Source organism: Actinobacillus equuli (assembly GCF_900636745.1).
GTDB classification, from domain to species: domain Bacteria; phylum Pseudomonadota; class Gammaproteobacteria; order Enterobacterales; family Pasteurellaceae; genus Actinobacillus; species Actinobacillus equuli.
The window spans coordinates 1741848-1755244 of sequence record NZ_LR134310.1 but is presented as its reverse complement, the minus strand read 5'-3'; the positions used below and the strand labels follow the sequence as shown (position 1 = coordinate 1755244).

The window sequence follows — 13397 nt, the reverse complement described above, 5'->3', positions numbered from 1 at the left end:
GTTGTTATAAGTCATAATATATAATTAAAGCCTTACAAAAAAAGCGGTCGAATCTGCAAAATTTTTTGCAAATCCAACCGCTTGTAAATCTTCCGCTTTACTTATAGCGTAATCTTCTGACCTTTGTTCGCACTTTCAAATGCCGCTTCGATAATACGTAAAACTAAAGTAACTTCTTCCAATTTTACGATCGGTTCTGAGCCAGTAGTTAGCACTTGGTATAAATCATCCACCAAATTTTGATAGCTGGCTTGGGCATTCGGGTACGGCTTACGAATTACTTCGCCGTCAATTTCAGTATGTAACACGCCCCATTCAGTTTCTGGCTCGGCATTCCAGTTGCCAATTGGCTGCACACCTTTGCTTAAATGCGCTTCTTGGCTGTCTGTCTCTTGCTTCATATAAGAGCCGTTTTTACCGTGCAATACGAATGCCGGGCTTGGCTCTCGTGCATATTTAGACGCTTGTAAGGCAACTTTTAAGCCGTTTGCATAATAGAGATGTAAATCGAAATTATCGTCCACTAAAGCCTCATTATGCTGATAACGAATATCGGCGAATACCGCTCGCGGCTTACCAAACAGATAAATCGCTTGGTCAATCAAATGCACACCTAAGTCATAAACCAATCCGGTACCACGATCGCCCGCTTCTTTCCATACCTTCACATTTTTACCTTTGGCATAGCGTTCGAAGCGAATCTCACAATCCACTACCTCGCCCACTAAATTTTTAGCCAAGACTTCTTTTGCAGTGGCAATATGGCTGTCCCAACGGCGATTTTGATAGACGTATAACACCACATTTTGCTGTTTAGCCAACTGTTCTAGTTCTAATGCTTCTGCGGCACTTGCCACAAGTGGCTTCTCGACTAAAACGTGTTTACCGGCTAATAACGCACTTTTCACCATCTCATAGTGCGTTTGATTTGGCGTGGTAATCACCACTAAATCCACTTCATCACTCAATAAGGCATCAAAGCTACGTACGGTTTCGACTTCAGGTAGCCAAAGCTGAGCATTATTTGTGGTACGTTCAAAAACTTTCACAATTTGAAAGCGAGCATCTTGTTTAAAAAAAGGCACATGAAAAACTCGGCTGGAATAGCCGGCACCGGCAAGCGCAACATTTATCACTTTCATTATTTTCTCCTAAATATAATCTTGAATCTATTCTAAAAGAAAGCGGTTAAATTTACCGCTTTTTTTGCAAAAAAAGCCGTATCTTGCATAACAAGATACGGCTTAGTGATTATTTATTCATACAACATTTTTTGTATTTTTTACCGCTTCCGCACGGGCAAGGCTCGTTTACGCCCACTTTATTTTGATTCACATACGGTTGCGGCTTTTCAAGTAATGGAGCTTCTTCATTAACTTGTTCAAAAACTGCTAATGCGGCATTACGAATCGCTTTTTCAATTTTGCGCTGCTCTTCCAACGGTGGCATTTGCTCCACATAGCTTGATTTAGCGTGTTGTTCAATTAACTCAAAATGCGGCTGAATTTCCGCCGAGAGATTTTGCCAGCTCGCCGCCATTGTGCCGACAATATAACCGCCACACCAAGGAGAAACTACCACTAATTTACGGCGACCAACACGCTCTTCCCAAAAAATCGGGTGATATTCTTTTTTGTCGTTGAGAAGTGTTTGTGCCAATGAATTGTAATGACGAGAAACCAACTCAATAAATTGCTTCGAACGTTTGTCTTCTAAATTAGGTACATCATTATTAAACAAAATCGGTAACCAATCAGTCATTGCCGGCACGTTTACCGACGATAAAATTGCAGTTAAAAAACCGTCCAATTCCGAAACGTTTAATAAAATCGCATCTTCATCGCCTTTATTGGCATACGAAAATAACAGCTCATCAAGTTGCTCAAATTCTTCACTGGTTAAAGGTGCAGCTAATTTATCGCTCATTGTCTCTCCTACTGATAAAATTTAAGGGGCGTATTATGCTACTTTTTGGCGAGCTAGTCATTAGCCGCTAGCATGAAAGCGCTATTTCACTTCCAAACTTTCGCCAATCAAATAAAACTGCCCTCCGGCAACGTAGTGCAGTGTGCGTAAGTCATTTTCAGCTTGGTCAAAAATCCAATGGTTATCTTTAAACACACGATCATCTGCATACGCTGCTAATACTTTTCCGATAAAAAGATCATGCTCTTGCTGATTCTCTTGGCTTCGAATCAATTCACATAAAATCCAACCGGCGCAACCTTTTACCAACGGAATATCAAAACCGTCTTGATAAAAAATCTCAACATTATCCAATTTATGAGGGTCACTATGACGTGAAGTCGAACCGAGTTTCAGCACTAATTCCGCTTGATTTGCTACCGGAATTTGAATTGCAAATAAACCGCTTTTCTCAACCAAACCTCGTGTAAAAGCTTGCTTATCCAATACGGTCGTAACCTTAGAAAGCGGGCCGTAATCCAAGGCACAAGACCAAGCCACCGCCATGACATTTTCAATGTTATCCGCTTTTGCTGAAACTAACGTTGTCGGGCCGATATTGAGTAAACGATATGATTTTTCAACCGGAACAGAAACAATCGCCATATTTTCTCCTAGTAAATAAGCTAATTAATAAAACGTAAGCTATATTGTACACACGGTTTCAGCATAAAACATACTGATTTTAGCATCGTAAAAAATCAGGCAAATCTCACCGCTTTTTGATCGTTGCTAAGAGAAATGAAATAAGTATTTCAATCTAATAGATTAAAGCTTGTACAATATTTAGCGCTATGTTTACAAGTAAGGAAAAATTATGAAAAAAGCATTTATCTTTGATATGGACGGTGTGCTGATTGACTCAGAACCCTTATGGCAACAGACAGAGTTAGATCTTTTACATCACTATGGTATTCCGATTACCGAACAAGAACTTGCCTGTACTCGAGGAATGCCATCCGCGCCAGTATTACGATATGCCAGTGAATTGTACCAAAAGCCTTTGGATATCGAAAAAGTCGCTCAAGAACTATTAGATGCGGCAATCAGTAATATTTTAAAAGCGAAACCGCTGATGAATGGCGTACCGGAAACCTTGGAATTACTTGCACAAAATGACATAAAAATCGCTATCGCTTCCGCGTCACCACGCTATATGTTGGAAAACATTGTTAAAAGCTGCGGCATTGCCGATTATTTCAGTTATATCGCTTCCGGAGCGGAGCTGCCTTATAGCAAGCCTCATCCGGCAGTATATTTACAAGCGGCACAAGGCTTAGGAATCGCTCCCGCCGAATGTGTTGGGATTGAAGATTCTAAAACGGGCATGATCTCAGTGAAAGCAGCTTCGATGAGCTGTATTGTGATCCCAAATCCACTAGAATTTCATGAAAATTACTGGGCATTAGCGGACTTTAAATTGGCAAAAATGAACGAGATTAATCAGTCGTTTTTAGCACAGCTTTAATGACTGGCGCATAAATGACAAGCGGTCGGATTCTGCAAATTTTTTGCAAATTCCGACCGCTTGTTACAAGTGAATTGTTAGTGAATATCTTCAGCTAAGAAACCACCGCTTTGGTGTGCCCAAAGTTTGGCGTAAACACCGTTTTGTGCCAGTAATTCTTCGTGGCTGCCTTGTTCCACAATTTCACCTTTATCCAATACAATCAGTCTATCCATCGCCATTATGGTTGAAAGACGGTGAGCAATTGCCACTACTGTTTTGCCGTCCATTAGCTCGGTTAGGTTTTCTTGAATCGCCGCTTCCACTTCCGAATCCAACGCACTGGTTGCTTCATCCAATAACAGAATCGGCGCATCTTTTAACATCACACGCGCAATCGCAATACGCTGACGCTGGCCGCCGGAAAGTTTTACGCCTCTCTCCCCCACGTGCGCATCAAAACCGGTTCTGCCTTTTGCATCTTGTAGATTCGGGATAAATTCCGCTGCTGCCGCTTTTTCTACCGCTTTCAACATTTCTTCTTCAGTTGCATTCGGGCGACCATAAAGTAAGTTTTCACGCACTGAGCGATGTAATAACGAAGTATCTTGCGTCACTAAGCCAATTTGTGAACGGAGGCTCTCTTGGGTAATATCACGTACATTTTGCCCATCAATCGTAATTGAACCGTCTTGAATATCGTAAAAACGTAGCAATAAGTTAGTGAGCGTGGATTTACCTGCACCGCTGCGTCCGACTAAGCCGACTTTTTCACCGGCTTTAATGGTTAATTCAAAATCTTTAAGCAACGGCTTTTTCGGATCATACGCAAAATTGACGTGCTCGAATTTAATTTCACCTTTGCTAACTTCCAACGGTTTTGCATCCGCTTTGTCCACTACCGTATGCGGTTTTGATAACGTTTGCATACCGTCTTGCACCGTGCCTAAGTTTTCGAATAAACGGGCAAATTCCCACATAATCCATTGCGATAACCCTTTGATACGTAAAGCTAAAGCAGTTGAAGTGGCAATCGCACCGGCAGTAACCAATTCAGCACCCCATAGCCATAAACCGATACCGGCGGTTGCAACGATTAAACCGATACTCATCGCATTAGTAAGGGTTTCGATGACGGTTACCAGACGCATTTGTTTATGTACGGTGACCATAAATTCTTGCATTGATTCTTTCGCATACGCCGACTCACGGTTGCCGTGTGAGAACAATTTTACCGTCGCAATATTTGAATAAGCATCGGTAATACGACCGGTCATTAAGCTGCGTGCATCAGATTGTTCTTGCGCCGCTTCCGCTAATTTCGGTACGAAAATGCGGATCGTCACCGCGAGAGCAATAACCCATAGAATAAACGGCACAAATAACCAACCGTCAAACTGCAATAAGATCACACTTGAGGTAGTTAAGTAAACCGCAACGTAAACCAACATATCCGCACAGGTCATAATCACATCACGTACGGCTAAAGCGGTTTGCATCACTTTCGCCGAAACTCGTCCGGCAAATTCGTCTTGATAAAAGCCCATACTCTGACCGAGCATTAAGCGGTGGAAATTCCAGCGCAAGCGCATTGGAAATACGCCTTGTAACGATTGAAAGCGGATGCTACTCGCTAGAAATACGAATAAAATCCCTAACAAAGCGATGCAAAACATCGCAATAATACTACCGCTTTTCTCCGCCCAAAGTTGCGTCGGAGAATATTGTGCTACCCAGTCAACCAATTCGCCCATAAACTGAAACAATACCGCTTCGATAATCCCGACAGCAGCGACTAACACGGTCAGCATAACTAAATAGCCTCGCATACCTTTGGTCGCTTCAAAAATAAACGGAATAATCCCGGCTTTCGGTGTTTTAGGCGCTTCTTCCGGATAGGTTTCGATTCTCGCCTCAAACCAGCTGAAAATTTTGTTTAACATCTTACTTTCCTGAAAAAACTAAAAGACGCAATGTGCGTCTGTCAAAATTAGAATATATTTTGCAGAAGAAAAAGACGTAATAAAAATTACGCCTTTTTGAATGACTATGGATTTAATAATTTCTCATCAAGCGCTAAATCCTCGTTACGATTTACGCCAATACCTTTGGCTAACACATCACGAGCAATTTGGTGCGCTTCTTCAAGCGAATGCTCTTTGTAAGAGCCGCATTGATATTCGTTTAATTCCGGAATTTTTGACACATCCGGCACTTTATGTAACGCATCTTCCATTGATTTAGTCCATGCCGAAACGACTTCCGCTTCGCTTGGCGTACCGATTAATGACATATAGAAACCGGTACGGCAACCCATTGGTGAAATATCAATGATTTCCACATTTTCGCTATTTAAATGATCACGCATAAAGCCGGCAAATAAATGTTCCATCGTGTGAATACCACGCACCGGTAAAATATCAATATTTGGACGGCAAAAACGTAAATCGAATACGGTAATCGTATCGCCCTTCGGCGTCGTCATCGTTTTTGCAACACGCACTGCCGGTGCGTTCATACGAGTGTGATCAACTTTAAAGCTATCTAATAAAGGCATTTTTTACTCCAATTTAAAATTTAAAGGGGTAACGATAATTCCCCCATATTCTGAAATTATTCTGCGATTCCTTGATCCCATTCAGGGGCTTCTTGCGGAACCTTACGTTGTAATAAGAAATGGCGATTCGGTTTCGCTTGCGGCTGAACCACTCTGCCAGATGGAGTTGAGAACTCGATACCGCCTTTTAATAACTGCGACATTGTTCCCGAATTCATACTCACCCCTTGTAGGCTGACATCCATGGTATAGCCGGAAGCCGCCCAGAATTCAGTATTATTACGCACCAAATGTTGGTATTTACTTTCAATACTCACGTGAATCATCACTCTGTCGCCTAATTCACTTAAGTTTAGACGCTTAACGATCCCCACTTGCATACCTCGGTAAAGCACCGGTGCATCTACCTCAATCCCACGCGCATCACTAGTTTCGACAATCACTGGGAAGCCATTTGCATAAATGGTTTTGTTGGTATCGGTATCGCTTAAATTAAATTGCGTTTTGCGATTGCCGTTCCCAACATCGACATTAATGTAATTTTGTAACGCCGCATCAATATTTTTAACGCCGCTGGTGGTGATTTCCGCTGAGATCGCACTAAATCGACTGCCCTCTTTTGCCACCAAAGCATAATACTGGCTATCAATGTAAGCGGTCGCTTTTATCTGTTTCTTTGCATTTTGTAACTCAAGCGATTCAATCTGACCGATGGTTAACCCCATATATTTGATGTCCATACCTTTTGAAAGTTTGGAGGCATCTTTAGCGATTAACGTAATACGCGTATTGCCCGAAGTCGCTTTTGCTTGGCTGGCATATAAGGTTTTATCACCTTTAGTACCGCCGTTATCAAAGCTAATTGCGCCTTTCAAAGTGCGCATAAGTGGTGCGGCTTGTACATTCAAACCTTTCATTGAAAGCTCGGCAGAAACGGCCGGCTCAATCCAGAAACGGCTCTTATCACTGAGTAAATGGCGATACGCCGGTTCAATAAATAAATCGACTTCAAATTTACTTTTTTGAGGACGCACTTTCAGTACTTCACCGATTTGGAAATTTCGATAAAGCACCACAGAGCCTTTATCAATACCGGATAAATCGTCAGCCGATAAGGTTAAAGTTGTCTTTTTATGATCATCAACAATACCGGCTTCGGCACTTTCAACATCTTTATAAAGCGGATACTGCTTTTTGGCCTCGCCTTGCGCTTTGTCCGTTAATAGTCGAATACCGCCTTTTAACCAATCCGTCGGTGAACCGGCTTGTACTCGCATTCCGTCTAAACCGACCGATACATCTAAGTTTGAAATCGCAACAAATTTACTGTTACCAGCAACTAAATGGCGATATGGCGGATAAATAATGCCTTGGAAGGTTACCCCGTCCAAAGTTAACTTACGTTTCAGCAATTCACCGATTTGTACATCGTTATAGTAAATCCCTTGCCCTTGATCAACGCTATACGATTGCGGCGCAGTAAAGGTTAACGCCAGTAAATTCGGGCGAGAAAGTAAATAATCCGCTTCCTTCTGCACTTCAAATTCAAGTTTAGGCTCGCCTTTACCCGCTTCAATATCAAAATACAGACCACGGAAAAGCTCATTAATTTTACTAATTTGCTCTTTATTTAAATTAAATTTAGGCTCTTTCAGTAAAATTTTACTGCCTTGGCGCAATAAATCGATATGATTAGGATCGATCAATAATGTGCCCTTCATCACACCTTTATCTTGAGGATTTTCAGCGTTTGTTTGTGCATTATTACTATCAACCGGCACCGAAAGTTCTAAGTTCGATAGCACACCAACTTGCATATTTTGGAAAAATACCGGTGTTTCATTCACTTTAAGATTCTGCATAATCGGCAAAGTCACTTTTACTTCCGTACCTCGCTTTGCCGAACTTAAATTTTCATACAATTGGAATTTTTGCCCTTGATCCGCTTGTAACGAATCATCCGGCGAATCAAATGCCACCGCACCTTGTACAACTGAGGCAAGGCTATCTACATTCACCGATACACCACCAAGACCGACGTTGGCATTAATGCCGCTGATGTTCCAGAAATGTGAAGTTTGTTTCACAAGATTGGCATACTTTTTATCAATAACAACATCAATTTCAACTTTCTTTTGATCATTGGTAAAACGGTAATCGGCAATACTTCCGACCGGCACTTTACGGAAGTAAACGCTCGCTCCAACGGTAATTGACCCCAAATCATTCGAGATCAGACGAACTAATAAATCACCGTCGGTTACCGCCACCGCAGGCGGCTCTTCTTCTGCAATAAACTCATTCGCACTTTTGCCTTCACCCGGCAAAAGCGTAATGTAGTTACCAGAAACCAACGCATCCAGCCCGGAAACACCGGCAATAGAAGCACTCGGTTTAACCAACCAGAATTTTGTATCGTCACGTAATACGCTCTTAGCCTCCGGATTGATCTCAGCTTGCACTTCTACCTTTTTCAGATCATCTACGAAATATACCTTTTTCACCTGACCGATCTGTAAGCCTTGGTAACGGATCACCGTTTTACCGGCGGTAATACCATCACCTTCGTTAAAACGGATCGTAATTGTCTCACCTCTTTCTTTCAAAATCTGAAAAAAGAGCAAACAACCGATAGCAAACGCAACAATCGGTAACAACCAAAATGGCGAAATTTTACGAGGCTGACGCACCTTTGCCGGTACGGAGCTTAAAGCATTTTCATCTGTCATATCTATCGTTTATCTCGACAACTTTAGTGGTTTACTTTCGTAAAAAACAAACTAAAAATGACCGCTTGTAAGCGATTTTTAGCATCCTTTAGATAGCATAAAACCGAAGGTTTCAAAAACCTTCGGTATATTTTGCTAGAGATCCATACAAATCTACCGATTTCACGGATTCAAAATCAATTATTTTTTATCTTTTGACGAATCGCAATGCGCAATGTCATTACATTTAGCATAGAGATATAAGCTGTGAGTCGCTAATTCCATACCGTGTTGTTGACTGATTTCGCGCTGACGGCGTTCAATATCCGGATCTTTAAATTCAAATACCTTACCGCAATCCATACAGATAATATGGTCGTGTTCTTGCTCTACGTTAAGCTCGAATACCGCTTTGTTCGCATCAAAGTTATGGCGAAGTAAAATACCAACCTCTTCAAATTGGTTTAATACACGGTAAACCGTTGCTAAACCGATATCAGAACCTTGTTCCAATAAGAGTTTGTAAATATCTTCTGCAGAAAAGTGCTGCATTTGATCGCGATGTTGTTGCATTAACGCAAGAATGGTTAAGCGAGGCTCGGTTACTTTTAAGCCAACACTTTTAAGAAGTTTTGTATTCTCTTCAGACATAACTGTCACCCTTTGTCTATCCAATTACTATGCTAATTGATCTAAGCACATTTCTTCAGTAAGTTGTTTACACCAACGGCTTACGCGCTCACTGGTTAATTCAGGTTGGCGATCTTCATCGATACATAAACCAACGAATGTATTTTCATCAACTAACGCTTGAGATACTTCAAAACTATAGCCTTCTGTTGACCAATGACCAACAATCACTCCACCATTTTGTTCTACTACGTCACGAATAGTTCCCATTGCATCGCAGAAATATTCCGCATAATCTTCTTGGTCACCACAACCGAAAATACCGATAACTTTACCGCTAAAATCAATCTCTTTTAAAGTCGGCATAAAGTCATCCCAGTCTGCTTGAGATTCGCCGTAATACCAAGTCGGAATACCTAATAATAAGAAATCGTAAGCCTCAATATCTTCCTTGGTACTTTTCGCGATATCACGAATATCCACTAAATTCGCACCAAGTTCTTTCTGGATCATTTTTGAAATATTTTCTGTGTTACCAGTATCGCTACCGTAGAATAAACCTACCACTGCCATTTGAATTTACCTATTTTTCTAAGTCGGCGAAATTGTTGCCGATATAATCATTTAAAATAATTTCGATTAACTGTCCGCGTGTCACTCCACGTTGGGAAGCTTCCTCTTCCAAAGTCTGCACTAAGTCCGAATGTAGTTTTAATTCAACACGTTTAAGCCCGGACGAACGATCTCGTTTAAGCTGGTTCCGTTTATTAATTCGAACTTGTTGTTCCCGACTTAAAGGATTAGTGCGTGGTCGCCCAACTTTTGGCACGGTTGCGAACAGATCTAGCGTTATACAATCTGCGTCCTGTTTTGCCATTTGTTCCACACGAGAGATATTTGCCTATCATTCCAATAGATAATTCTAATTGAGAATGAGACGCTACTAACTAATGAGGTGTGAACTATACCATACTAATTTAGTCTTGGAAATTGCACGCCCTAAATTTACATTGGATTTGCGGAACTTTTCAGAAAGCGTAGATTTTTATTTGCTGTGCAAAATTCCGTCCAAAATCAACCGCTTGTTACTCTTTAATATCGGCAAAAGTTGCGTTTAGCAAACTTGCCAAATCTTGCGGCGCAAGCTCCACGTCTAAGCCTCGCTTACCGCCGGAAACAAACATCGTGGCAAATTGTTGTGCGGAGCTGTCAATCACGGTGGTTAAACGTTTCTTCTGACCTAGCGGACTAATTCCTCCCAGCAAATAACCAGTCGTTTTTTGGGCGATATCTTTATCCGCCATTTCCACTTTTTTCACACCGAGCGCACTCGCCGCACGTTTTAAATTTAGCGTATGCGAAACCGGCACAACCATCACCGCTAATTTTTTCTGATCACCATTTTCCGCCACCAATAACGTCTTAAATGTCTGATTGGCATCAATGCCTAATTTTTCCACCACTTCTTGCCCGAAATTGGTGTTATTCGGATCATGTTCATAAGGATGAAGCGTATGTGCAATTTTTTGTTTTTTTAATAAATTTATTGCCGGGGTCATTAGTTTTTCCTCTTAAAAATATTGTACAATTACTCCCTTTGTGTGTGCGTTACGCTAAATTAAGCGTATAAAAAAGGAGCAACTCACCTATGTCTAATTCAATTACATCAGATATCCGTTTAGCTATTGCCGCTGATTTTACCTTGTCATCAAAATTACTTGAAGCATTAGCAGAGAGTGATTTGCGTTTAGACAATATTTCTGCGATCGAAATCGAGCCGTTCGGTGAAGAACAATCCCTTTATATGGGCAGCAAAGCGATCGAGCAAATTGCACTTGATGAAGTAAATTGGGCGGATTTCAGCCACGTTTTCTTTGCCGGAAAAATGGCGCAAGCCGAAATTTTGGCACAAGCGGTGCAAGCCGGTTGTATCGTACTTGATCTTTACGGCATCACTGCATTAATTGCCAATGTGCCGGTGGTCGTGCCAAGCGTAAATGACGAAGCGATCGCAAACTTACGTGAACGTAATATCGTTGCTCTGGCTAATCCGCAAATTTCACAATTAGCCTTAGCCCTCAAACCATTCTTAGCTCAGCCGTTAAGCCATATTTTTGTCACGTCTTTATTACCGGCGGCATATTTCGGTGATGAAAAAGTTAAAGAACTTGCCGGTCAAACCGCTCGTTTATTAAACGGTATTCCGTTTGATGAAAATGCGGAACGTATCGCATTTGATACCGTTCCAGCAAACGTGCAAGGCGAAGAGAAAAAATTACCGTTCTCTCGTGTTTTCGAATTACAACTTGCAAAAGTTTTACCGAATTTAACCGCTTCCACCACCTTCCATTCGGTGCAAACACCTGTCTTTTACGGTATTTCACAAATGGTCACCTTACATTCGGAATATCAATTGGACGTTGAAAGTGTTAGCGCAGAATGGCAACAACAAAATTGGCTACGCTTCCATGAAGAAAGCGTGATGACACCGGTTAAAAACGGTGAAAACGAAGAAGAAAACTTACTTCAAATCAGCCAATTATTAGCAAAATCGGAAAACGAAGTGCAATTCTGGTCTGTCGCTGACGAACAGAAATTCAGCTTAGCGTTTTTAGCGATTCAGCTGCTCAACTTAGTGCTGGAATATTAATTTTATTCGCCACGGAATAAGTAAATCGCTCCGTGGTTTCTTTCCTTTTATTTGAGGTTTTTATGTTAGAACGTTTGTTCCAATTATCCGCAAAAGGCTCTAATGCCAAAACAGAAATCGTGGCAGGTATTACTACCTTCTTCACCATGGTTTACATCGTGTTCGTTAACCCGTCTATTCTTGGTGTAGCAGGTATGGATACCCAAGTGGTTTTCGTCACCACCTGTTTAATCGCCGCATTCGGGACGATTGCGATGGGCTTATTCAGTAATCTTCCTATCGCACTTGCACCGGCAATGGGCTTAAATGCGTTTTTCGCTTTTGTGGTGGTACAAAAATTAGGTTACTCATGGCAAGTGGGTATGGGCGCTATTTTCTTAGGCTCGGTCGGTTTATTCTTATTAACAATTTTACAAATTCGTTATTGGTTTATGTCGGCTATTCCGCTCGGTTTACGTGTCGGTATCGGTGCGGGTATCGGCTTATTTATCGCCCTTATCGGCTTTAAAAATATGGGCTTAGTAGTCGCAAATCCGGCAACACTTGTTGCACTGGGCGATCTGCACGATCCAAAAGTATTAATGGGCATCTTAGGTTTCTTTATTATTGTGGTGTTAGCCGCAAAAGGCATTCACTCAGGCGTACTTATTTCTATCGCCGTAGTCACTGCATTAGCGTTAATTTTTGACCCTGCGGTAAGTTTTAACGGTGTAATGTCTATGCCGCCAAGTTTAGATGCGGTAGTCGGTCAGGTGGATATTGCCGGTGCGTTAGATGTCGGTTTACTCGGCATTATTTTCTCCTTTATGTTAGTCAACTTATTCGACTCATCAGGTACATTAATTGCGGTAACTACCAAAGCCGGCTTTGCTGATGAACAAGGCCGCTTCCCTCGTATGAAACAAGCCTTATTAGTGGACAGTACTGCAGCAATGGCAGGTTCATTTATGGGAACATCGGCAATCAGTACTTATATCGAAAGCGGCTCAGGTGTATCCGTTGGCGGTCGTACCGGTTTAACTGCGGTAACCGTAGGTATCTTATTCTTATTAACCATTTTCTTCTCGCCGCTTGCTGGTGTCGTTCCGGCTTATGCAACTGCCGGTGCATTAGTTTTCGTGGGCATTTTAATGGCTTCAAGTTTAATTGAAGTGAAATGGGATGACTTAACCGAAGCGACTCCGGCGTTTATCACTACAGCAATGATGCCGTTTACTTATTCAATTACAGAAGGTATCGCATTCGGCTTTATTTCATATTGCGTGATGAAAGCTTGTACCGGTCGTTGGAAAGAAATCAATCCATCTGTTGCGGTAGTATCATTACTGTTTATCGCAAAATTTGTTTGGGTTGGCTAATAGCGCTTAACCACGGAATACACAAACAGCAACTTTGGTGAAAAATACGCAAAATTAGACCGCTTGTTTTGTGTATTCCGTC

General features: G+C 41.6%; 13 protein-coding genes. 3 read left to right on the top strand and 10 right to left on the bottom strand.

The window, feature by feature from the left end; translation table 11 throughout:
- Positions 1–101: 101 nt before the first annotated feature.
- From EL121_RS08305 to EL121_RS08295, 3 genes are all read right to left on the bottom strand, one after another.
- Positions 102–1142 carry a Gfo/Idh/MocA family oxidoreductase gene (locus EL121_RS08305; RefSeq protein ID WP_039196062.1) on the bottom strand — a complete coding sequence of 347 codons (1041 nt, stop codon included), beginning with the start codon at positions 1140–1142 and terminating at the stop codon, positions 102–104.
- A 109-nt stretch (positions 1143–1251) separates the two neighbouring features.
- Positions 1252–1926, bottom strand: coding sequence for a UPF0149 family protein (locus EL121_RS08300; RefSeq protein ID WP_039196060.1), 675 nt, complete (start codon positions 1924–1926; stop codon positions 1252–1254).
- Positions 1927–2007: 81 nt separating this feature from the next.
- Positions 2008–2571 (bottom strand): flavin reductase family protein, encoded by a 564-nt coding sequence (locus EL121_RS08295; protein WP_039196059.1) that lies wholly within the window; start codon positions 2569–2571, stop codon positions 2008–2010.
- Positions 2572–2782: 211 nt separating this feature from the next.
- On the opposite strand from EL121_RS08295, the gene hxpB reads away from it, so the two are divergent.
- Positions 2783–3433, top strand: coding sequence for a hexitol phosphatase HxpB (hxpB, locus tag EL121_RS08290; RefSeq protein ID WP_039196058.1), 651 nt, complete (start codon positions 2783–2785; stop codon positions 3431–3433).
- Positions 3434–3510: 77 nt separating this feature from the next.
- Here the strand turns inward: hxpB and EL121_RS08285 are convergent, their stop codons facing one another.
- The 7 genes from EL121_RS08285 to ybaK form a co-directional block, all read right to left on the bottom strand.
- Entirely contained in the window at positions 3511–5355 is a 1845-nt protein-coding gene (locus tag EL121_RS08285) for an ABC transporter ATP-binding protein (protein WP_039196057.1), read from the bottom strand.
- A gap of 104 nt (positions 5356–5459) precedes the next feature.
- The gene (luxS, locus tag EL121_RS08280) at positions 5460–5969 is read right to left on the bottom strand and encodes an S-ribosylhomocysteine lyase (RefSeq protein WP_039196056.1); all 510 of its coding nucleotides are present in this window, start codon (positions 5967–5969) and stop codon (positions 5460–5462) included.
- Positions 5970–6025: 56 nt separating this feature from the next.
- Complete coding sequence (locus tag EL121_RS08275; RefSeq protein ID WP_039196054.1) at positions 6026–8698, bottom strand: PqiB family protein; 2673 nt, start codon at positions 8696–8698, stop codon at positions 6026–6028.
- Between the two features lie 180 nt (positions 8699–8878).
- Positions 8879–9328 (bottom strand): ferric iron uptake transcriptional regulator, encoded by a 450-nt coding sequence (gene fur, locus EL121_RS08270; protein ID WP_014990964.1) that lies wholly within the window; start codon positions 9326–9328, stop codon positions 8879–8881.
- Between the two features lie 27 nt (positions 9329–9355).
- Positions 9356–9880, bottom strand: coding sequence for a flavodoxin FldA (fldA, locus tag EL121_RS08265; protein WP_005621908.1), 525 nt, complete (start codon positions 9878–9880; stop codon positions 9356–9358).
- 10 nt (positions 9881–9890) lie between these two features.
- Positions 9891–10184 (bottom strand): LexA regulated protein, encoded by a 294-nt coding sequence (ybfE, locus tag EL121_RS08260; RefSeq protein WP_014990963.1) that lies wholly within the window; start codon positions 10182–10184, stop codon positions 9891–9893.
- 208 nt (positions 10185–10392) lie between these two features.
- A complete protein-coding gene (gene ybaK, locus EL121_RS08255; RefSeq protein ID WP_039196053.1) occupies positions 10393–10866 on the bottom strand; it encodes a Cys-tRNA(Pro)/Cys-tRNA(Cys) deacylase YbaK in 474 nt (157 codons plus the stop codon).
- 89 nt (positions 10867–10955) lie between these two features.
- On the opposite strand from ybaK, the gene EL121_RS08250 reads away from it, so the two are divergent.
- Together EL121_RS08250 and EL121_RS08245 are read left to right on the top strand one after the other, a co-directional pair.
- Entirely contained in the window at positions 10956–11957 is a 1002-nt protein-coding gene (locus EL121_RS08250; RefSeq protein WP_039196051.1) for an oxidoreductase, read from the top strand.
- Between the two features lie 62 nt (positions 11958–12019).
- The gene (locus EL121_RS08245) at positions 12020–13315 is read left to right on the top strand and encodes an NCS2 family permease (protein WP_039196049.1); all 1296 of its coding nucleotides are present in this window, start codon (positions 12020–12022) and stop codon (positions 13313–13315) included.
- Positions 13316–13397 lie beyond the last annotated feature (82 nt).